The organism is Rhodovulum strictum, from assembly GCF_009649175.1.
Classification (GTDB): domain Bacteria; phylum Pseudomonadota; class Alphaproteobacteria; order Rhodobacterales; family Rhodobacteraceae; genus Rhodovulum; species Rhodovulum strictum.
In genome coordinates this window covers 82877-104374 of record NZ_WJPO01000005.1, presented here as the reverse complement: position 1 = coordinate 104374, position 21498 = coordinate 82877, and the positions used below count along the sequence as shown (strand labels likewise).

The following is a 21498-nucleotide window of genomic DNA, read 5'->3' as shown; positions in this document are numbered from 1 at the left end:
GAGCGTTAAGCGATCTGCGTAACGGGACTGCGACGCGGTCAGGGCCGCGAGAAATCGAGCGCGCGCAGCGCCTGCATCTCGGGGGCGTCGAGGGCATCAAGCCCCTCGGTCACCTCATGTACCGTCTCGACCAGGCATTGCAGATGCGCGATCTCGTCGGCGGTGAACGGCCCCGTTGACCGTGTATGGCCCGAAATCGTGCGCGAGGCCCGCGCCCCGGTGGATACCGTTACGCCATTGCGCAGCCCGTGCTTGCGCGCCAGCGCCACGACGTCGGCCGGATCGTCAAGTTCAGGATCGTCCCAGAGCAGGACGCCGGTATTCTCGAGCCCCCAGCGCACGACGGGATCGGTCAGCATCAGGCCGTTCTCGGAATAGAAATCGCTCCACGCCCGATGATAGCTTTGATAAAGCAGGAGCGGGCGCGTGAAACGAATGTGGATGGCAAGTGCGAAACCCGTGTCGCAAACCTGATCCATTCTGGACAGCAGCTCGGCCACTTTCCTTACCCGGTCCATGATGTTTCGCGCCCTCGCGTAAAAGTTGAGTGGCTTTCTGTGATGCCACCTGTTAGGAAGGTCCATTACACGTTTCGGCGCGGTAATTGAACACAGGACGCATACCCCCTGATGAGCCTGATCAAGAGATTTTCCGACCGCCTGAACGAGCTTGCCCCCGGGGGCTGCTACGTTGCGTTGCGCGTCGGTTTTTCCTATCCGGCCGAGGAGTTGAACCGCCTGCCCGATGACTGGGTCGAGCATTACACCCTGCACGGGCTTGTGGTGCATGATCCCGTGATGAAATGGGTCTACTCCAATACCGGCGTCACCTCGTGGGATCTGATGGGCATCGACGATCCCCGCGGCGTTCTGCGCGAGGCGCGACGCCACGGGCTGCGCCATGGCGCGGTGACCAGCGTGCTGTGCACCGAGGAAAAGGGGCGGCGCAGTTACGGCAATTTCGTGCGGCATGACCGGCCCTTCAACGTCGTCGAGATGCGCGAGTTGCTGTCCATCGTGACCCAGTTGCACAAGGCCGGGGTGCCGCCGCGCAAGCTGACCCGCGCCGAGACCGAGGCGCTGCGGATGCAGGCCAACGGGATGCGGCTCAAGGAGATCTCGGCTGAGCTGGATATCTCGATGAGCGCGGTCAAGGCGCGGCTGTCCAATGCCAAGCGCAAGCTGGGGGCGCAAACCCCCTCGCAGGCGGCGTCGATCGCGCGGATCCGGGGCGTCCTGTAGCCCTGCGGGTTGCGATTCCTGCGGGAATTCAGTCGGCAACAAACAACCAATGGTTGTATTCGTTTTCCTTTCTGCAACAATGACTTGCCTGAAGGGTGTGTGACGCCTTCGTGATACAACTTTAAGGTTTATAGACCTCTCCGGCTCTGCCCAGACTTGCGGCGGCAAGCACAAGAGAGGCCGCCCATGCACAACCTGAGCTTCACCTTCGCCGATCTGCACCGGCACGGTCCTGCGTTCTATGATTTCCTCGCGCTGCGAAAACGGGTCTTTGTCGATCAACTGGGCTGGGACGTTCCCCATGACGGGATCGTCGAGATGGACCAGTACGACACGCCGCAGGCCCATTACTCGGTCGTGCTGCGCGAGGGTCGCGTGGTCGGCGGAGCGCGGACCATGCCCACCACCTCGACCTGGGGACCGCATACCTACATGCTGCGCGATGCCTTTCAGGGCAAGCTGCCGCATATCCCGCCCCGCATCATGCCCGAGGACATTGCCAGCCCTGGCGTCTGGGAATGTACCCGTCTGGTAATCGACGACAGTCTTCAGACCGGGGCCGAGCGGGCGGAATGTCTGCGGCTGATCGTCGATGGGCTGGTCGGCATCGCCCGGGCGCGGGGGGCGTCGCAGATGATCTGCCTGTCCTCGCTGGCCTTGATGCGGGCGCTGCGGCAGCTTGGCTATGACGTGCGGCAACTGGGCGAAAGCTATCGAAATTCCGAGGATGGCCGCAATTACGCCGTGCTCGCAATGCCCGCATGTCTGGCCGGCGAGGCGCGCGCCCCGGTCAGGGAGAATTGCGCCGCCTGATCCGGGCGCGCGGGCGTTCCGCATTGCCCGGCTGCCATCCGCAGCCGGATGGATTGGCTTATCTTTTCGGTCTATGGGCAGAAGCGGCGGCATCGGATAAACCGGCCCCGCAAAGCCACAGCGCGCCAGGGAGCCGCCGATGACCAGACCGCATGCCGAGGTTCGCCCGAACACCTGGGATTTCCTGCGTGACCCGATGATCGTGCCCACGGGCTTTCGCGAATACGATGCGCGCTGGCGTTATCCGCAGGAAATCAACCTGCCCGGAATGACTGCCCTGGGGCTTGGGCTCGGAACCCAGATGATGCGCCGCGGCATCCGGCCGGAAATTGCGGTGGGCAACGACTATCGCGACTATTCGCTGGCGATCAAGCAGGCGCTGATGCTGGGGCTGGTGCAGGCGGGGATCACGGTGCGCGATATCGGCCCGGCCTTGTCGCCCATGACCTATTTCAGCCAGTTCCACCTTGACGCGCCCGCCGTTGCGATGGTGACGGCCAGCCACAATCCGAATGGTTGGACCGGGGTCAAGATGGGGTTCGAACGGCCGCTGACCCATGGCCCCGAGGAAATGGCCGAGCTGCGCGATATCGTGCTGGGCGGGCTGGGCGAGGCCCGTCCCGGTGGCGGCTGGCAGCGCGAGGATGGCGTGCGCGAGGCGTATATCCACGACCTTGTCGCGGATTTCCGCATGTCGCGTCCGCTGAAAGTGGTCTGCGCCACCGGCAATGGCACCGCCTCGGATTTCGCGCCCGAGATTCTGGACAGGATCGGTGTCGATGTCGTGCCGCTGCATTGCGATCTGGATTACACCTTCCCCAACTACAATCCGAATCCCGAAGCCATGGAGATGCTGCACGACATGGCCCGCGCGGTCCGCGAAAGCGGCGCGGATCTGGCGCTGGGTTTTGACGGCGATGGCGACCGCTGCGGCGTGGTCGATGACGAGGGCGAGGAGATCTTCGCCGACAAGATGGGCGTGATCCTGGCGCGCGACTATGCCAGATTGTATCCCGGTGCAAAATTCGTGGTCGATGTGAAATCGACCGGGCTTTACCACAGCGACCCGGAATTGCGGGCGCTGGGGGCCAGCACCGAATACTGGAAGACCGGCCACAGCCACATGAAGCGGCGCGTTCATGCCACCGGCGCGCTGGCGGGCTTCGAGAAATCGGGCCATTATTTCCTCGCCGGTCCCGTGGGGCGGGGCTACGATTGCGGGATGCGGGTGGCGGTCGAGATCTGCAAGCTGATGGACCGCAATCCCGGCCGCTCGCTCTCGGACCTGCGCCGCGCATTGCCCCGGACCTTTTCCTCGCCCACCATGTCGCCCTTTTGCGCCGATACCGAGAAATATGCCGTGCTCGACCGGCTGGTGGCGAAACTTCAGGATCGGCGCGCGCGCGGCGAACCCCTTGGCGGGCGGGCGATTTCCGATATCGTCACCGTCAACGGCGCGCGCGTCATGCTTGAGAACGGCGGCTGGGGTCTGGTGCGCGCTTCGTCGAACACGCCCAATCTGGTTGTGGTCTGCGAAAGCCCCGAGAGCGAGGAGGAATTGCGCGCGATCTTTGCCGATCTCGACGCGGTGATCCGCACCGAACCGGCCGTTGGAGATTACGACCAGAGGCTTTGACCGGGGCAGGGGGGACGTGCCGATTGGATGCCATCGGGTTTTCGGCAATCTCTCGCCGAGCAAAGCGCCTCTGTCCCGTGCCCGATTCCCGCTGCTTCGCGGGGACTGGCCTTTTGTGCGGAGACTGTCTAAAATGACAGGTGGTTTTCCCGTTCTCATGCAGGCAGAAAAATCGTCAGTGTCGGGAAAACGGCCAAGAAACCCAGCGTAGCAGGAAACCGGAATGACAAAAGACCTGGACAAGCTCTCGCTCGCCGAGCTCAAACAGCTCCGCAAGGATGTCGATGCGGCGATCGCGTCCTACAACGACCGCGAAAAGGCGAAGGCGCGTGCCGCGCTCGAGGAAAAGGCGAAGGAGTTCGGGTTTTCGCTGGACGATATCTTCGGCAAGAAGACCCGGCGCAGCAAGACGGTCGCGAAATACCGCAACCCGAACAACGCCTCGGAAACCTGGAGCGGGCGTGGCCGCCGGCCGAACTGGCTGGAAGATGCGCTGAAGAAGGGCGCCCAGCTTGAAAGCTTCCTGATCCGCTGACACGCGGATTCCGGGCGCTGCCCGAGCGGCGGCGCCCGTCTGGCCAAGGCCGCCCTGCCGATATAGACGTGGCGCGTTTCCGCATCCGGCGAAAGGCCCCGCATGACCCGCGTCTTCATCACCGGCACGGCCGGGTTCATCGGCTATCACCTTGCCGAACTTCTGCTGGCCGAAGGGCACGAGGTTCACGGCCTCGACGGTTTCACCGATTACTACGACCTGAACCTCAAGCGCCGCCGCCATGAACGGCTGTTGCAATCCCCCTTCTATTCCGCGACCGAGGCAATGCTGGAGGACGAGGCGGCGCTGTCATCCGCCATCGACGGCTTTGCCCCCGAGATCGTCGTGCATCTGGCCGCGCAGGCGGGCGTGCGCTACAGCCTTGAAAACCCCCGCGCCTATATAGACTCGAACATCGTAGGCACCTTCAACGTGATGGAGGCCGCGCGCCGCCATGACGTGCGCCACCTGCTGATGGCCTCGACCTCGTCGGTCTATGGCGCGAATACGGAAATGCCCTTTTCCGAAACGCAAAAGGCCGACACACCGCTGACGATCTATGCCGCCACGAAAAAGGCGACCGAGGCGATGGGCCATGCCTATGCCCATCTGCACGATCTGCCCACCACGATGTTCCGCTTCTTCACCGTCTATGGCCCCTGGGGGCGCCCCGACATGGCGCCGATCAAGTTCGCGCTCAGGATCGCGCGGGGCGAACCCATCGACGTCTACAATCACGGCGAGATGTTCCGCGACTTCACCTATGTCACCGATCTGGTGCGCGGCATCCGGCTGTTGATGGATGCCGCACCCGTGCGCCCGGCGGATGGCGTGGTGCCCGAGGGCGACAGCCTCAGCCCCGTGGCGCCGTTCCGCGTGGTGAATATCGGCAATTCGACCAGCGTGAAGCTGACCGATTTCATCGACGCGCTCGAGGCCGAACTGGGCCGTCCCGCGATCCGCAACCTGATGGATATGCAGCCGGGCGACGTGCCTGCCACCTGGGCGGATGCCACGCTTTTGCACCGGCTGACCGGCTATCGCCCCGAAACCGATTTCCGCGAAGGCGTGGCGCGGTTCGTGGCCTGGTTTCGGGACTATTACCGGCTATAGGGCCGAACGGGCTTGCCCCGGGGGGCGGTGGCTGACTAGGCTGCCGGTCGGGTAGGGGTGATCCGCATGCCGCGGCATCGGGGTTACACCATTTAAACGACTATGCTGCTAGGTCGGACACAGATGATTGCCGTCTTGTCCCATATCCGGCCGCGCGACCTGATGCGCTTGTGGCCCCGCCTTGCGGGTCTGGTGCTGTTGGCGCTCTGGCCCCGGCTTGCGCTGGCGGACGCCATGGATCATCCCGGCGCGGTGGTGCTGGCGCGGCAGAACGCGCTGGCGCAGGAGGACCGTGCGCGCTCGGTGGTCGAGCTTCAGGTCTTTCGCACCCGTCAGGAGGCGCGCGCCGCCGATGGCACGCGGCTTGCCCTGACCGCGCTGAACCCCGGTGCGAATGGCTGGTTGCTGCTTGAGCTGTTTCGCCCCGGCAAGGGGCGCGAAACCTATCACATCGAGAACCCCGCCCCGCTTGCCCGCCAGATCGCGCTGACCGGCGGCCCCGACCCCGCGCTTTCGCTGGGCGGTACCGGGCTCTGCCGCCCTTGGACCGGGGAGCCGCCCGAGCTTGACAGCGCCCGCGCCACCGGCCTGCCCTTTGCGCCGATCTGCGGCGAGCGGCTATATCTGCGCAACCCGGTCGCGGGCAGCCGCACCAGCCTGGAGCGTACCGCCGAATTCCTGCGCGACAGGGTGGCCTTTGGCGAAAGCCTGGTTGGCTTCGTCAAGGGCACGCTATACAAGGATCGCTACCTCGAAAGCGGGGCGCTGGTGGCCGATGCCGATCCGGGCCGGGCAGCGGCGGCGCTGGGGCGCGCGCGGCTGGCCGATCATCCAGTGATGTATACCACGATGACCTTCGATCTGGTCGGCGCCAGCCCCACCCGGATGGAGATGGGCGCCTGGTACGCGGTGGAGGGGGCGCCCGGCATCTATGCCTCGGCGCTGCAACCGCGGATGATCGACCCTGCCATCCTGCGCGGCGATCAGCGCGCCAACCCGCTGGACCCGGTCGAGGGCAAGGCCGATGTCTATCTGGTGGGCTTCGATCTGTCGCTGTTCGATCTGGGCTACGAGACCGGCACCGAACATCCCCGCCTCGACTGGTCGCCCCGCCCGCCCGAGGGCGCGCGCAACCGCGCGCTGCCCGGCCCCGATGGTGTGGCCCGTCCCGCCCCCCTTGTGCCCACCGGCATGCTGTCCCCGGCCGAGGCGCGCCGCGTCGCCGCCACCTTCACCGGCGGTTTCAAGCGCGAGCATGGCGCCTTTCGCGCGGGGCCGCTGGCTGCCACGAACCACGGCCACCATTACGGCTTTGTCGTCCATGGCACGGTGCTCAGCCGGTTGCAGCCCGGGCTTGCCACGCTCTACGTCCTGACCGATGGCAGGGTGGGGATGCGCACATGGGATAGCGCGGACGCGCCGCCGCTGCGCGAGATCCGCTTTGCCCGCCAGAACGGCGTGGCGCTGGTCGAGCCTGACCCCGACACCGGCCAGCCCCTGCCCGGCACGATGGTGCGCCAATGGCTACCGGGCAACTGGTCGGGCTCGGACAAGGCCGAACTCAGGACGCTGCGCGCGGGCGCCTGCCTGCGGCCCGGACCGAACGGCCCCTTCCTGGTCTATGCCTGGTTCTCGACGGCCACGCCCTCGGCCATGGCGCGGGTGTTTCAGGCCTATGGCTGCGACTACGCGATGCTTCTGGACATGAACGCGATGGAACACACCTATATGGCGGCCTACACCGCTGCCCCCGGCGGCGGCATCGCGCTGCACCATCTTGTTGCGGGCATGGCCCAGATCGACGCGCGCCGCGCCGATGGCAGCCGCGTGCCGCGCTTTGTCGGATCGGCCGACAATCGCGACTTCTTCTATCTTCTGCGCAAGGAGGATGCGGAATGAGGCAGGTTGCGATCGTCCTTGCCTGCCTTCTCTGGGCAATCCCCGCCGCCGCACAGAGCCTGGCCGAGCGCAACGCGCGCCTGTTCGACGAGATCGCCGCGGCGCGCGGTGTCAGCCCGGCGCAGATTGACCGGATCCGGGCGATCTTTGCGGTCTCGTCGGTGCTGGGTCAGGGCAACCCCGCCATCACCCGCCACCCGATGACCCGCGAGGAATGCAATGCCCGTGCGGGCGGCAATGCGCTGGCGGCCCATGCCGACCGCCGCTTCGAACGGATCTGCGGCGCGAAGTTCATGGCGCCGCTCTACGACCCCGCGACCCAGCGCCCCGAGGATGCGAAAGCCTGCATCGACCAGTTCGAATACCCCAACATCCCCTGCGCCTATCCCGTGGTCTGGGTCAAGGCACGCGAAGCCGCCCTGATCTGCGCCGCCGAAGGCAAGCGGCTGTGCGATGCCCATGAATGGGAAGGTGCCTGCCAGGGCGCGCTTGCCCCACCCGATTACCGCTTCGACCTTGCGCGCGGGCTGTCGGCCTCGGCCGCGGTCAACCGGATGCGCGCGGCGCATAACGCCAGGCACGAACCCGCCGCGCGCTGGAGTTATGGCCCCGCCTTTCAGACCGGAATCTGCGCCCAGAACAGCGAGAAAAGCCCGACCTGTCCCGGCGGCGGCTGGAAGAATTGCGGCTCGAACACCTATCCGGCGGGCAGTTTTGCAGGATGTACCAGCCCGCTCAGGGTCTATGACCTGAACGGCAACGCGGCCGAGCACATGAACCTGCCGCTGGCCCCCGACCAGATGGCCAGCGCGGGCAGCACCACGCTGGGCGTCACCGAGATGAAGGGATCGTGGTTCATCTGGGACAAATACCGCGCCCATCCCGACTGGTGCCGCTGGCGCGCGCCCTACTGGCATGGCGACCGGGTGATGAGCCCCGGCAGCCACGAGAATTACCATCTGGGCTTTCGCTGCTGCAAGACGCTGGATCAGGCACCGGCCCCATGAGGCCGGAAAGCGATCTGCGCACAGAGCCGGACGGCGACCATCAATCCGGCTTGGGCCGGAGGCAACCCGAAGCGATGCAGATCGGGGCCTGACAGAAATGCGCGCCCGGTCACATGCCGCGGGCGCTGACGGGGCTTCGGGGGCTGGAGGCCATCCCGGCCAGGGTGGCACAACCACGCCGCACGAGAACTTGTGGCTGGTCGATCACAAGCGCTGCGGAATCGGCCCGGCCGAACCTGATCCGAAAAGAAAGACGCCGGACCCTGAGGCCCGGCGTCGGAATTTCAATGGCGCGCGGTTCAACCTGCCCGCGCGCCGAAATGTCATCGCCTTATTTCGTGCGCTTGCGGCGCAGTGCGGCGATGCCGCCCAGACCGCCCAGAAGCAGCAGGCTGGAGGCCGGCAGCGGCACGTCGCCGATGGGCGGCAGGCTGCCTTCGTCGAGCAGCGCATAGCGGACCTGGCCGCCGAACACCAGATATTCGCCCAGGCCGTTGCCCCAGAACGAGACCTTGGTGAACTCGCCCGAGTCGTCGAAAGCGGCCACGAAGATCTCGTAGACGCTGCTTGCCGGGTTGGTTTGCGACGGGAACAGCCCTTGGCTCCAGGTGGTCGCCGAGGCCACCTTGATCGGCGCGCCGTCATCGAACGAGATGAACAGTTCGGTCACCGGATCGTAGCAGCAGGTCGCCCAGTCGCCCACCTCGAAGCCGATCGAGTTGATCGCCGAACTGAAGGTCAGCGTGACGCCCGCGTTGTAGTAATCCATCGGATCGGTCCGCCCCGAGGCGTCCCACCAGCCGCCGTCGTTGCGGGCGGGGCTGATATCGACCGTCTGGCCCGACATCGAGCCGTAACTGCTGACCCAGAACGAGCCACCGCCGTTCCGCGTGATCGTGTAGTCACCGCGGTCGATCGACGTGCCGCCCGACAGACCGGCCCAGGTGTCGGAGACAACGGTACCACCGGCGGCCGTGACCGTCGAATCGAACGATGTCCGGCCCGCGGCAATGCCGTCGAACACGGTCACGATGGTCGCGTTGGCCGCGGATGCAAGCGCCAGAACGGCTGCGCCGGCCGCGAGGCTCGCCTTTACAGATTAAGCATGTTTTTAACCTTCCCATGGTTGCCTCGGCGGCACACAACCAGACCCCTGAAAAATACAGTGCCCCGAGTCTCTAAATGTTAACGCGATCGTGACGAAATTTGAACGCAAAAATGCCGCAAAGCCCTGTTCGGGCGATGCAAGCCGGGGAACTTAGAGTTTTCGTAGGGTCAACAATGCCAGAGCGGCAGGATCCGACAGGGTGAACTGTGGCAAGGTCTACGTCACAATGCCATAATGGCGCACAGGCGGGGGCGCCTGACGCCAGAAAGGGTGGCGTTGTGGCCTCAGCGGCCCCAGGTCCGCACCGGGCCGCAATCCATATGCACGAAGTTCGAGCTGGAATAGGTGCCGACGCCGCCCGCCTTGCAGACGCTTGCCGCGCGCGCCATCTGGCCGACCGTCCGGCTCTTGAGCCGCAGATCCGCCGCCTGGCCCTTCATGTGCAGCGAGTTCTTGGCGACCCCGCCCGAGCGGGCGCTCAGCATCGCGTTGGTCTGCGGGCTGCGGTAGCCCGACAGCAGCATGTAGGGTTCGTCCACATCAAGCAGCCTGTGTGCGGCGGCCATGATGTCGAGATTGCGCAGATCCATCGACACCGTCTGATCGTTCCGCCAGTCGCGCATGAAGTGGTTGATTTCCCTCACCGCTTCCTTGATGTACTCGCCCTCGATCCAGTAGATCGTGTCCATGCTCTCGCCGGTGCGGCCGGAATACATCCGGACCCGCCGGATGTCGCCTGCGCCCCTCAGAACTCCGAAAGCGTTGGAATATGTCGGCGCAGCGACGAGTGTGGTTGCTGCAAACGCGGCCAGAAGGCCACGGCGCGAGATGCCGTTCCGGGTCATGTTCATGATATCTCCGCCCGCCCCAATTTCGTTCCAGTGCCGCGATTTCACGGCGTTTTTTTCCTCGGACCATTGGTTCCGACCCGCCATGTCTATGACATATTCGGCATTTCCAGCCAAGACTGGATTCGCCGCAGGGGGCCGGAGCCCCGGCAAACCGGCAAGAACTTGCTCATTTTTGCGGCTTAGGATGGGGTCGGCAGGGCGCTGGATTTCTGCAACAGGGAGTTGAGTTTCGATGGAAGGGTGTGGATTTCCCTGTGGACAGGTTGCCGCGATTGGCCGAAGGTACCCCGCATCCTCGCGTGTGAAAAGTCTGACAGGGAATTGATTTGATGCGTCTTGTTGATCTGCGCCGCGTGCTGATGGCAGGGGCTGCGTCTGTCGTTCTGGGCCTGACGGGGCCGCTGCCCGCGCAGGCAAGCATGGACATGGCCGCCTTCCGCCAGGCCGTGGCCGAGGCGGCGTCGGACGATGCCGCCATCGCCGAATTCTACCGCGCACGCGACTACGCGCCGTTCTGGACATCGGCCGAGGCCGCGGACCGCCGCGCCGCGCTGCTGACCGCGTTTTCGCAGGCGTCGGCCCATGGGCTGCCCGCCGGGCGCTACGATCCGCACGCGCTGATCGCCACATTCAGCGATGCCCGCACGCTGCGCGCCATCGGCCGGGCCGAGGTCGCGGCGACGCGGATGTTCCTGTCCTATGCCCGCGACATCCACTCGGGCGTGATCGAGCCGCGCCGCGTGGTCGCCGACATCAAGCGCCAGATCGACCGGCCCGAACCGGGCGACCTGCTGGCCGGGCTGGCCGCGGCCGATAATCCCGGCGTCTTCCTGCGTGGCCTTGCCCCGCGCAGCCCCGAATATGCCAGGCTCTTGCGCGAGAAGATGCGCCTGGAACAGCGCATCGCCGAGGGCGGATGGGGCCCGCGCGTGCCAGCGGGCACGCTGCGCCCGGGCCAGACCGGCGAGGCCGTCGTTGCGCTGCGCAACCGAATGATTTCCATGGGCTATCTCGCGCGCAGCGCGGCGGCCAGCTATGACGTGGCGCTGCAAAAGGCGGTGCAGGCGTTCCAGCTTGACCACGGGCTGGAACCCGACGGCATTGCCGGTGCGGGCACGGTCGACGAGATCAACGTCGCGCCCGAGGAGCGGCTGAAATCCATCCTCGTCGCGATGGAGCGCGAGCGTTGGCTGGGCAATGACCGTGGCGACCGGCATGTGCTGGTCAACATCACCGATTTCCACGCCCGCATCATCGACGCGGGCGAGGTGGTGTTCCAGACCCGCTCGGTCGTGGGCAAGAACGTGAACGACCAGCGCACGCCCGAGTTTTCGGACGTGATGGATCACATGGTCATCAACCCGTCCTGGCATGTCCCGCGCTCGATCACCGTCAAGGAATACCTGCCCAAGATGCAGGCCAACCCCAATGCGCATGGCTATCTGCAACTGGTGGATTCGCGTGGCCGGGTTGTCAGCCGCGGCGCGGTCGATTTCTCGAACTACACCGCGCGCACCTTCCCCTTCGCGCTCAAGCAGCCGCCCTCGCAGGCCAATGCGCTGGGGCAGGTCAAGTTCATGTTCCCCAACCCCTACAACATCTACCTGCACGACACGCCGTCGAAATCGCTGTTCGCGCGTGAGGTGCGCACCTTCAGCCATGGCTGCATCCGGCTGGGCGATCCGTTCGACTTCGCCTATGCGCTGCTGGCCGCGCAGACCGACGATCCCAAGGGGTTCTTTGCCGCGCGGCTGGCTTCGGGGCGCGAGACGCGGGTCGATCTGGAACAGCCGCTGCCGATCCACATCATCTATCGCACCGCGGTCACCGATCCCAAGGGACGGATGCAGTATCGCCGCGATGTCTATGGCCGGGATGCGGCGATTTTCGATGCGTTGCAGGCCGCCGGGGTGGCGGTCCTGCCGGTTCGGGGGTAAACCCGGGCCCGGGCAAGGGCAGGGGGCCGACATGGCGTTCACACTCGACCAGATCGCGGTCGCGCTTGGCGCGCGGCTCGAAGGCGACGGATCGCTCCGGATCGCGCGCGCCGCCGAACCGGCGGAGGCCGGCGCGGACGCGCTGGCGCTGGCGATGAAGCCTGCCTATGCCGAGGGTCTGGCGCAGGGTGCTGCGCAGGCTGCGATCCTGTGGGACGGTGCCGACTGGCGCGCGCTGGGGCTGCGCGCGGCGCTGTTCGTGCCGCGCCCGCGCTATGCCATGGCGGGGCTGACCCGGCTGATGGATCCCGGCCCCGAGATTGCCCCGGGCATCCACCCTTCGGCCGTGATCGACCCCAGCGCCGAGATCGGCGAAGGCGCCGCGATCGGGCCGCTTGTGGTCATCGGTCCCCGTGCCGTGATCGGCCCGCGCGCCCGGATCGCACCGCATGGCTTCATCGCCGAGGATGCCCGCATCGGCGCCGACGCGCTGATCCAAGCAGGCGTCCGGATCGGCGCCCGGGTGCAGATCGGGGATCGGGTCATCCTGCAACCCGGCGCGGTGATCGGGGCGGACGGGTTCTCCTTTGTCACGCCCGAGAAATCCGCGGTCGAGAACGTGCGCCAGTCGCTGGGCGATGCGGGCGCGGCCGAGGCGCAGGGCTGGACGCGCATCCATTCGCTGGGCGCCGTCACCATCGGCGACGATGTCGAGATCGGGGCCAATGCCTGCATCGACCGCGGCACGATCCGCGATACGGTGGTGGGTTCGGGCAGCAAGCTCGACAACCTTGTTCATGTCGGCCACAACGTCCAGATCGGCCGCGACTGCCTGTTTTGCGGGCAGGTCGGCATCGCGGGATCGGTCCGGATTGGCGACCGGGTCGTTCTGGCCGGGCAGGTGGGTGTCAATGACAACATCTTTATCGGCGATGACGTGATCGCGGGCGGTGCCACCAAGATCTTTACCAATGCGCCCAAGGGCCGCGTCCTGCTGGGATATCCCGCCATGCGCATGGAAACCCATGTCGAAAGCTACAAGGCGCTGCGCCGCCTGCCGCGGCTTTTCGCGCAGGTGGCCGAATTGCAGAAAGCGGTTTCAAAGCGCTCCGCGAGCGACTAGATCCACGCACGACAAAGCAAGGCAAAAGGGGCCCCCATGTCGGACAGCGTGAAGGACAAGGTGATCGCGATCATCGCCGAGCAGGCCGTGCTCGAACCTTCGGACGTCAAACTGGACTCGACGCTCGAGGATCTGGGCATCGACAGTCTGGGCCTGGTGGAATCGATCTTTGCCATCGAGGAAGCGTTCGACATCCAGGTGCCGTTCAACGCCAACGATCCCTCGGAAAGCGAGTTCGACATCTCGTCGGTGGCCGCGATCGTCCGCGCAGTCGAGGGGCTGGTTGCCGACCAGAAAGCATGAGGCGCGTCGTCATCACCGGCCAGGGCACGATCAACGCGCTTGGCCATAACGTCCCCGACACGCTGGCCGCGTTCCGCGAGGGGCGCTGCGGCATCGGCGAGATCGACATCCGCGATCTCGACCGGCTGTCGATCCGCATCGGCGGACAGGTCAGGGGCTATGAGCCCGAAGACCATTTCAACCGCCAGCAGATCGCGCTCTATGACCGGTTCACCCAGTTCACGCTGATGGCCGCGCGCGAGGCGATCACGCAGTCGGGCCTGGATTTCTCGGGCCAGCTCTCGAACGAGGCGGGGGTGGTGCTGGGCACGTCGGGCGGCGGCATGACCACGCTCGACGAGAATTACCGCTCGGTCTACGAGGAGGGCAAGAACCGCGTCCATCCCTTCGTCGTGCCGAAGCTGATGAACAATGCCGCGGCCAGCCATGTCTCGATGACCTACAACCTGCGCGGGCCGTCCTTTACCGTGGCCACGGCCTGCGCATCGTCGAACCACGCGATGGGCCAGGCGTTCTACCTGATCCGGTCGGGCGTCAGCCGGGTGATCGTCACCGGCGGGTCGGAATCGATGCTGTGCTTTGGCGGCATCAAGGCCTGGGAAGGGCTGCGCGTGATGTCCAGGGACGCCTGCCGCCCGTTCAGCGCCAACCGCAACGGCATGGTTCAGGGCGAAGGCGCGGCGGTCTTCGTGTTCGAGGAATACGACCATGCCCGCGCCCGCGGCGCCGAGATCCTGGCCGAAGTGGTCGGATTCGCGATGACCGCGGATGCCTCGGACATCGTCATGCCCTCGCGCCAGGGGGCGGCCCGCGCCATCGCGGGCGCGCTGCGCGATGCAAGGCTCGCGCCCGCGGATGTGGGCTATATCAACGCCCATGGCACCGGCACGGCCGCAAATGACAAGACCGAATGTGCCGCCGTGGCGGATGTGTTCGGCGCGCATGCCGACCGGCTGATGATCTCGTCCACCAAGTCGATGCATGGCCATCTGATCGGCGGCACCGGTGCGGTGGAGCTTCTGGCCTGCATCATGGCGCTGAAGGACGGGGTGATCGCGCCGACCATCGGCTACGAGGAACCCGATCCCGAATGCATGCTCGACGTGGTGCCGAACGAGGCACGCGAGGCGAAGGTGGATGTCGTTCTGTCGAACGCCTTTGCCTTTGGCGGGCTCAACGCGGTTCTGGCGCTGCGCCGGGCCTGAGGTTCGAGGCTTGCGGCCGGGGCGCAGGCCCCGGACCGCGGCAGGTTCAGGTGCGTTACTGGTCGGCCATGGTCTTGGCCACCATGTCATAGGCCGCGGTAAAGCCCGACAGCGACATCGGGATCTCGGCGGTCTGGTCCGGTGCCATCAGCGGCACGATGATGACCTTGGCCGAACGCCCGGCCTTGAAGGCGGCAACCTCTTCCTGCGTCAGCGCAAAGCGGGCGTAACAGCCCTGCGGCACGCAGAAGGTGAAGCGATAGCGCTTGGGCGCGGCGGTGTCGATGGCCAGCCGCAGATCCTCGCTCAGCAGGGTTTCCATCGGCGTGGCGATCTCGACCGCGGCGGCGCGCGGCGCGGCGGCGGGCGGCAGCGGTGCGATCGAGACCTGGCTGACCGGGTTGTTGTTCGAGTCCCGCAGCAATTGCTGCATGTTGCACGATTCCCGCTCGTCATCCAGCTTGACGCAGACGACCCGCCAATCCTGGAAGGTCTCCTTGAGATAGGCCTGAGGGCCGTTGTCGGCCTCCTGCTCGGCCATCGGCAGGCTGTCGACCTCGGCGGTGGTGACGTTGGGCGGGGCCACGGTTCCGGCCTCGGGGGTTGCGGTGCCGCCCGCGTCCTGCGCCAGCACGGGGCCGGCCAGCGCCACAAGCGCTGCAAGTCCGAGGGGTCTGAGTAGTTCACGCATGGTTCGCCTGCCTTTGCTGCGTTGCTTGCCGCGCTCTAGCATGGCGGCGCGTCACTGTCAGCGGGCAATCGCGGGCGGCGGCGGAGCCTTGCGCGGCAAAAGAAAAAAGGGCCGCTCGGCAGCCCTTTCCTCATGTTTTCTTGCTCCCTGTCGGACGGGCCGACCTTTTGATTGGGCGCAGGCTACGGGCTTTGTTTGCGTCCGTCAACAGACAATGAATCACCCTTTCGCCGCGGCACGATCGCGCACGAAAAAAGGCCGCATCACGAGGATGCGGCCCAGTCCATCAGGGAGGAAGACCCGCCCGAACCAGCGGCCCGGTCTGCGGGATGGATTGAGACTCGCACGAAGCTGTTAAATTTGTATTGTCTGACCAGCGGGATCCGGGGAAGGAGCGAAATTCTTGTCGCAACGGCTGTTCATCGGCGGCGCCGGCCCGGACCACATGGCGGCGCAATATCTCCGGCTCGATTACGCCAACCGCCACGGGCTGATCGCGGGCGCCACCGGCACCGGCAAGACCGTGACCTTGCAGGTCATGGCCGAGGGCTTCTCGGCGGCGGGCGTCCCGGTCTTTATGGCGGACGTCAAGGGCGACCTTGCCGGGCTCGCGGCACCGGGGCGGACCGATGCCCGCGCGCATGACGCCTTCCAGACCCGCGCGGCCACCATCGGACTGGCCGATTATGCCTATACGGCCTTCCCGGTCACCTTCTGGGATCTGTTCGGCGAACAGGGCCACCCGATCCGCACCACCATCGCCGAGATGGGGCCGCTGCTGCTGTCGCGCCTGCTGGAACTCAACGAGGTGCAGGAGGGCGTGCTGACCATCGCCTTCCGCGTCGCCGATGACGAGGGGCTGCCGCTGCTCGACCTTGCCGATCTGCGCAGCCTGCTCGCCTGGGTCGGCCAGAACGCCGCCACGCTTTCGCTGAGCTGGGGCAATATCGCGCCCGCCTCGATCGGCGCGATCCAGCGTCGGCTTCTGGTGCTGGAAAGCCAGGGCGGGGCGCTGCTCTTCGGCGAACCTGCGCTCGATCTGTCCGACATGATGCGCCTCGATCCCGATGGCCGCGGCCGGATCAGCATCCTGGCCGCCGACCGCCTGATGGGCGCGCCGCAGCTTTACGCGACCTTTCTGCTCTGGCTGCTGTCGCAACTGTTCGAGGAATTGCCCGAAGTGGGCGATCCCGACAAGCCGCGGCTGGTCTTCTTCTTCGATGAGGCGCATCTGCTGTTCGACGGCGCGCCCAAGGCCCTGACCGACAAGGTCGAACGGGTGGCCCGGCTGATCAGGTCCAAGGGGGTCGGCGTCTATTTCGTCACCCAGAGCCCCGACGACCTGCCGCAGAACGTGCTCGGCCAGCTCGGCAACCGGGTCCAGCATGCGCTGCGCGCCTTCACCGCGCGCGACCGCACCGCGCTGAAACGCGCCGCCGAAACCTATCGCGACAATCCCGAATTCGACACGGCGCAGGCGATCCGCGAGGTCGGTGTGGGCGAGGCGGTCACCTCGCTGCTCGAGGACAAGGGCGTGCCCGGCATGGCGCAGCGCACCCTGATCCGCCCGCCCGCCTCACTACTCGGCCCGATCGAGCCCGCCCAGCGCGCCGCGCTGATCGCCGCCTCGCCGCTCGCGGGCAAATATGACCGCCTGATCGACCGCGATTCCGCGCATGAAATGCTGACCCGCCGCGCCGCCCAGGCCGCGCGCGCGGCCGAGGATGCCGCCCAGGCAGCCGACCGCGACCAGCGCCGCTATTCCCCGCCCGCCCGCGGCACACCTGCCCCCCGCCGCCGCCAGCCCCCCGACACCCTCGGCGCTGCGCTGGGCGATGCGCTCATCAAGGAATTGTCCGGCACCACCGGCAAACGCCTCGTCCGCGGCATCCTCGGCGGGCTGTTCAAGGGCCGCTGATCCATCCTTCTTCTGGCCCCAAATATCCCCGCCGGAGGCGCGCCCGGCTTTGCCGGGCGCCACGCCCAACCCCGGACAAGCCGGGCGCGCCTGCGCCCTGCGCCGGACGGGGGCGGGAGCGCCCCCGCCGCCCCTATAATTGCCGGATCTTCAACCGGGTGATGCGGTTGGCCTGCCGCTGCAACACCTCGAAGCGGAAGCCGTGGAAGGAAAACACCTGACCTTGCGTCGGGATCGACTGCGCCTCGTGGATCACGAGCCCCGCGATCGTGTTCGCTTCCTCGTCGGGCAGCGTCCAGTCCATCGCCCGGTTCAGGTCGCGGATCGTCATCGCCCCGTCCACCAGCACCGTACCGTCCTCGGTCTGGCGCAGGGGATGGCCGGCATCGACATCGAACTCGTCGGTGATCTCGCCGACGATCTCCTCCAGGATGTCCTCAAGGGTGATCAGCCCGCGCAGCGCGCCATATTCGTCCACCACCAGCGCGAAATGGGTGTGGCGGCGCAGGAATTCGCGCATCTGGTCGTCCAGAGTGGTGGTCTCGGGCACGAAATAGGGCTTGCGCGCCACGTCCAGCGCCCGGAATTCCTTCAGCTTTTCAGCACTCGCCTCAGGGCCGCGCAACAGCCGGTCCATCGCGCGCAGCAGGTCCTTGGCATGGATCACGCCGACGATGTTCTCGGGGTCGCCGCGGAACAGCGGCAGCCGCGTATGCGTGCTGTCCAGCGCGCGCGACAGGATTTCCTCGGTCGGCAGGTCGGCGTCTATCATCTCGATCTGTGAGCGGTGCAGCATGATCTCTTCGACGGTACGCTCGCCCAGATCCAGCGCGCCCAGGATGCGGTCGCGGTCCTCCTTCTCGACCAGCCCCTCGGAATGGCCCAGTTGCAGCGCGCCCGCGATCTCCTCGCGCACGGCCAGGATATGGCTGTCGGGGTCCGCCCTGACCCCGAACAGCGCGAGGATCCGGCGCACCAGCGCGCGCACTGCCGACACGACGGGCGAGAAGACCAGGATCACGATCCGGATCAGCGGCGAGACCCGCGCCGCCGCCGTCTCGGCATTGGTGATCGCATAGGTCTTGGGCAGCACCTCGGCAAAGATCAGCACCAGAAGCGTCATCACCAGCGTCGCCAGCGCCACCCCCGATTCGCCGAAGGCCCGCGTGAACAGCGCCGTCGCCAGCGAGGCCGCCAGGATGTTGACCAGGTTGTTGCCCAGCAGGACCGAGCCGATCAGCCGTTCGTTGTCCTCGGTGATCTTCAGCGCCTGTTCGGCGCCCTGATCGCCCCGGTCGGCCCGCGCACGCAGCTTGGCGCGCGATGCCGCTGTCAGCGCGGTTTCCGAACCCGAGAAGAAGGCCGACAGCAACAGCAACAGCACGATCGCGGCGATCGTCAGGATGAAGGCTGCGTCAAGCAGCGGTGCGGGGCTGTCCATGTCTCTCTCGGCCGGGGGCGTTGCCCTTTGTTATGGGGCGTGCCCCGGCGGGGATCAAGTCGCCTTGCCGCCGCGCGCCAGCGGGTGATGCTCCAGCACCAGCGCGCGCAGACGCTCGTCCAGCACATGGGTATAGATCTCGGTGGTCGAGACATCGGCATGACCCAGCAGCGTCTGGATCGAGCGCAGATCCGCCCCGCCCGCCAGCAGATGCGTCGCAAAGGCATGGCGCAGCGTGTGCGGTGTCACCTTGTCGGGCGAAATGCCGCCCGCCACGGCGATTTCCTTGATCAGCGAATAGAAGCGGTGCCGCGTCAGATGCCCCAGACGCCCATGCGAGGGGAACAGGAACCGGCTGGGCGACGCCCCTTCGGCGCGTGCCGCGGCTTCGGCCGCGTCGCGTTCGACCAGCCATTCGGCCAAGGCCGCGCGCGCGGGCCGCGACAGCGGCACCATCCGTTCCTTGCCGCCCTTGCCCCGGATCAGCAGCATCCGCGGATCGCCCCGCGCGCAGGACACCGGCAGCGAGACCAGTTCGCTGACCCGCATCCCCGTCGCGTAAAGCAGTTGCACCAGGCAGGCATTGCGCCCTGCGTCGCGCGGCGAGGCTTCGGCCGCGGCCAGCAGCCGGTCCACCTCGTCATGGCTCAGCGTCCTGGGCAGCCGCCGCGCCTTGCCCGGCCCCTTGATCTGCAAGGCCGGGTTGTCGCTGCGCCAGCCTTCCTCATAGGCAAAGCGGAACAATTGCCGGATCGCCGAAAGCCGCCGCGCGCGCGTGGCCAGCGCCAGCCCCTCGGCCTCGCAGGCGACCAGATAGGCGGTGATGTCGCGCTCGCTCACGCTGTCCAGGGCCAGCCCCCGCCGCTCCAGCCACCCGGCGAAATCGCGCAGATCGCGCGCATAGGCCAGTTGCGTGTTGGTCGCGGCGTCCTTTTCGGCGGCCTGCGCCTCAAGGAAGGTGGCGATCCAGCGCAGCGCCTCTGCACTCATCCCCGGCGCTCCAGCAGTATCAGTTGCAGCGCGCTTTGCCGCGCAACCGATTCCAGCCCCAGCCGCCGCATCAGCACCAGGGCGCGTGTGACCTCGCCCAGATTGCCGCGCGCGCCGTCGGTGATCAGGTCGATGGCGGTCAGGATCGCCTCGCCCAATCGTCCTTCGGCCAGAAGCCGCGCCTCGGCCGTGCCGGGCTCGGCCCCGGCAAAGCCCTCGACCAGCGCCGCGCCCAGCGCCGTGCCGGGCGCAAGCCCCGCAACTTCGCCCGTGGCCAGCCCGATCAGCAGCCGTTCCTCGTCGGAAACCGGCTCGCGGATCCGGGCGATGGCCTCGTATTCGTCGGTCAGCAGCCCGATCCGGAAGGCCAGCGCGCCCGCCTCGCCGGGCAGCCCCAGCCGGGCCAGCCGCGCGCCGTAAATCTGGGCAAAGGGCACCTCCAGCTCGGCGGCCAGCATCGCCTCCCAGACGGGCAGCAGCGCGGCGGCGACGGGGCCGGGCTGGCCCGCGATCATTGCCACGTCAAAAGCCTGAAGCGCCGCGACCCGGCCCCACATCCCGCCCGAGGCGGCGGGCTTGCGTTCGGTCCAGATGCCCAGCAACTGGTTCGGCGGCAGCGCCCCGGTCCGCGCCAGCCGCTCGGTCGCCTCGATCCGCGCGCGCCAGCCCGCGTTTGTGCGCAGGTCCGACCGGGCAAAGGCCAGCGGCAGCGTGACCGTGCCCAGCGGTTCGCCCACCGCCTCGCGCATCCGAAAGATCAGCGGGCTGGGGCGCGAGGGGGCGGGCAGGGGCTCGCCCAGTTCGGCCAGTTCGGGGTCGAGAAAGCGCGCCAGCAGCGCGTCCTCCTCGTCGGTGACGTAACCCAGCGCGCGTGCCGTCTCCAGCGTCAGCGCGGCGGCGTTCCAGTCGCCGCGCCGGGCCAGACAGAAGACCCGCGTCGGAAAGGTCGGCGCGACATCGGGTGTCAGCCGCATCGCCGCACAGGCGCGATCCTCCTGACCGGTCAGAAGCGAGATGTCGAACCAGCGGCGGAACAGTTCCGGATCGGTCGGCCCGGCGCGTTCCACCAGCGCCTGCGCCTGATCGAGCGCGCCCATGTCCAGAAGCTTGTCCAGCCGCGCCAGCAGCAGCACGCCGTCTTCGCCGGCCCGCATCGTCGCGGGCGGGTCAAGCTCGGCCAGAAGCAGCGTCAGCAACAGCGCCTGCACCGCGGGCAGCGTGTCCACCCGTTCGGACCGGATCGCGCGGGCGATGGCCTCGGGCTGCCCTGGCCCCCACAGATCGCGCGGCAGCCCCGTGACCTGCGCAGGCAACAGCCCGACCGCATCGACGCTGATACCCGCCAGCGGTTGCACCTCGATGGTCTCGATCGGCGGGCCGGGGCTGAGTGCGGGCGGCACGCTTCGCACCGCCGGATCGGTCACCGAATCCGACAGCCAGTCGATCGCCGATAGCGGCTGATCGGCCGGGACGGGCCCGGTCGCAGCCGTCAGCACCAGCGACAGCCCGGCCAGCAGATGAAGCGTTCTAGTCCACATCAAGCGTCAGGCTTTCGCTCACCACTCCCTGATCGGGCGTCAGATCGCCCAGATAGGCAAAGCCGACAAGCCCGGCGAATCCCACAACGATCAGGAAAACCAATGCCTTGAGAAGCCGCAACATACTGCCCTGCCTTCCGTTTCTGTCC

General features: G+C 66.8%; 20 protein-coding genes. 12 read left to right on the top strand and 8 right to left on the bottom strand.

Translation table 11 applies throughout. The features are described from left to right. Nucleotides 1–38 precede the first annotated feature (38 nt). On the bottom strand, nt 39–500 hold the full coding sequence (locus tag GH815_RS18815) for an autoinducer binding domain-containing protein (protein WP_170290296.1): 462 nt from the start codon (nt 498–500) through the stop codon (nt 39–41). Between the two features lie 129 nt (nt 501–629). On the opposite strand from GH815_RS18815, the gene GH815_RS05285 reads away from it, so the two are divergent. The 7 genes from GH815_RS05285 (at nt 630) to GH815_RS05255 (ending at nt 8244) form a co-directional block, all read left to right on the top strand. After that, nucleotides 630–1241 carry a helix-turn-helix transcriptional regulator gene (locus tag GH815_RS05285; protein WP_153747713.1) on the top strand — a complete coding sequence of 204 codons (612 nt, stop codon included), beginning with the start codon at nt 630–632 and terminating at the stop codon, nt 1239–1241. A gap of 186 nt (nt 1242–1427) precedes the next feature. Further along, nucleotides 1428–2054 (top strand): acyl-homoserine-lactone synthase, encoded by a 627-nt coding sequence (locus GH815_RS05280; RefSeq protein WP_153747712.1) that lies wholly within the window; start codon nt 1428–1430, stop codon nt 2052–2054. Between the two features lie 139 nt (nt 2055–2193). After that, nucleotides 2194–3690 (top strand): phosphomannomutase/phosphoglucomutase, encoded by a 1497-nt coding sequence (locus GH815_RS05275; protein ID WP_153747711.1) that lies wholly within the window; start codon nt 2194–2196, stop codon nt 3688–3690. 223 nt (nt 3691–3913) lie between these two features. Continuing rightward, a complete protein-coding gene (locus GH815_RS05270; protein ID WP_153747710.1) occupies nt 3914–4225 on the top strand; it encodes an H-NS histone family protein in 312 nt (103 codons plus the stop codon). A gap of 102 nt (nt 4226–4327) precedes the next feature. Continuing rightward, nucleotides 4328–5338 (top strand): NAD-dependent epimerase/dehydratase family protein, encoded by a 1011-nt coding sequence (locus GH815_RS05265; protein WP_153747709.1) that lies wholly within the window; start codon nt 4328–4330, stop codon nt 5336–5338. A gap of 162 nt (nt 5339–5500) precedes the next feature. Further along, nucleotides 5501–7237, top strand: coding sequence for a hypothetical protein (locus GH815_RS05260; protein ID WP_153747708.1), 1737 nt, complete (start codon nt 5501–5503; stop codon nt 7235–7237). Further along, nucleotides 7234–8244 carry a hypothetical protein gene (locus tag GH815_RS05255; RefSeq protein ID WP_153747707.1) on the top strand — a complete coding sequence of 337 codons (1011 nt, stop codon included), beginning with the start codon at nt 7234–7236 and terminating at the stop codon, nt 8242–8244. Before GH815_RS05260 ends, GH815_RS05255 begins: the two co-directional genes overlap by 4 nt. Before the next feature lie 331 nt (nt 8245–8575). Here GH815_RS05255 and GH815_RS19480 read toward each other — a convergent pair whose 3' ends face one another. Beyond that, nucleotides 8576–9274, bottom strand: coding sequence for a VPLPA-CTERM sorting domain-containing protein (locus GH815_RS19480; protein WP_211365042.1), 699 nt, complete (start codon nt 9272–9274; stop codon nt 8576–8578). A gap of 362 nt (nt 9275–9636) precedes the next feature. Beyond that, nucleotides 9637–10203, bottom strand: a complete 567-nt coding sequence (locus tag GH815_RS05245; protein WP_153747705.1) for a YcbK family protein — start codon at nt 10201–10203, stop codon at nt 9637–9639. A 329-nt stretch (nt 10204–10532) separates the two neighbouring features. On the opposite strand from GH815_RS05245, the gene GH815_RS05240 reads away from it, so the two are divergent. The 4 genes from GH815_RS05240 to GH815_RS05225 are packed head-to-tail and all read left to right on the top strand — an operon-like array spanning nt 10533 to nt 14771. After that, a complete protein-coding gene (locus GH815_RS05240; protein ID WP_153747704.1) occupies nt 10533–12140 on the top strand; it encodes a L,D-transpeptidase family protein in 1608 nt (535 codons plus the stop codon). Nucleotides 12141–12171: 31 nt separating this feature from the next. Continuing rightward, nucleotides 12172–13263 (top strand): UDP-3-O-(3-hydroxymyristoyl)glucosamine N-acyltransferase, encoded by a 1092-nt coding sequence (locus GH815_RS05235; RefSeq protein ID WP_153747703.1) that lies wholly within the window; start codon nt 12172–12174, stop codon nt 13261–13263. A 36-nt stretch (nt 13264–13299) separates the two neighbouring features. Further along, nucleotides 13300–13566, top strand: coding sequence for an acyl carrier protein (locus GH815_RS05230; protein WP_153747702.1), 267 nt, complete (start codon nt 13300–13302; stop codon nt 13564–13566). Beyond that, a complete protein-coding gene (locus GH815_RS05225; protein WP_153747701.1) occupies nt 13563–14771 on the top strand; it encodes a beta-ketoacyl-[acyl-carrier-protein] synthase family protein in 1209 nt (402 codons plus the stop codon). The genes GH815_RS05230 and GH815_RS05225 overlap by 4 nt, the downstream gene beginning before the upstream one ends. Nucleotides 14772–14826: 55 nt before the next feature. Here GH815_RS05225 and GH815_RS05220 read toward each other — a convergent pair whose 3' ends face one another. Next, nucleotides 14827–15462, bottom strand: coding sequence for an invasion associated locus B family protein (locus GH815_RS05220; protein WP_170290295.1), 636 nt, complete (start codon nt 15460–15462; stop codon nt 14827–14829). A 403-nt stretch (nt 15463–15865) separates the two neighbouring features. Here GH815_RS05220 and GH815_RS05215 point away from each other — a divergent pair, with 403 nt between their 5' ends. Then, the gene (locus GH815_RS05215; protein WP_153747699.1) at nt 15866–17380 is read left to right on the top strand and encodes a helicase HerA-like domain-containing protein; all 1515 of its coding nucleotides are present in this window, start codon (nt 15866–15868) and stop codon (nt 17378–17380) included. Between the two features lie 133 nt (nt 17381–17513). Here GH815_RS05215 and GH815_RS05210 read toward each other — a convergent pair whose 3' ends face one another. The 4 genes from GH815_RS05210 to GH815_RS19375 are packed head-to-tail and all read right to left on the bottom strand — an operon-like array spanning nt 17514 to nt 21473. Continuing rightward, nucleotides 17514–18821, bottom strand: a complete 1308-nt coding sequence (locus GH815_RS05210) for an HlyC/CorC family transporter (protein WP_153747698.1) — start codon at nt 18819–18821, stop codon at nt 17514–17516. A gap of 54 nt (nt 18822–18875) precedes the next feature. Then, nucleotides 18876–19811, bottom strand: a complete 936-nt coding sequence (locus GH815_RS05205; protein ID WP_153747697.1) for a site-specific tyrosine recombinase XerD — start codon at nt 19809–19811, stop codon at nt 18876–18878. Next, entirely contained in the window at nt 19808–21349 is a 1542-nt protein-coding gene (locus tag GH815_RS05200; protein WP_153747696.1) for a hypothetical protein, read from the bottom strand. Before GH815_RS05200 ends, GH815_RS05205 begins: the two co-directional genes overlap by 4 nt. Further along, the gene (locus GH815_RS19375) at nt 21339–21473 is read right to left on the bottom strand and encodes a hypothetical protein (protein WP_281354772.1); all 135 of its coding nucleotides are present in this window, start codon (nt 21471–21473) and stop codon (nt 21339–21341) included. Before GH815_RS19375 ends, GH815_RS05200 begins: the two co-directional genes overlap by 11 nt. Nucleotides 21474–21498: the final 25 nt, after the last annotated feature.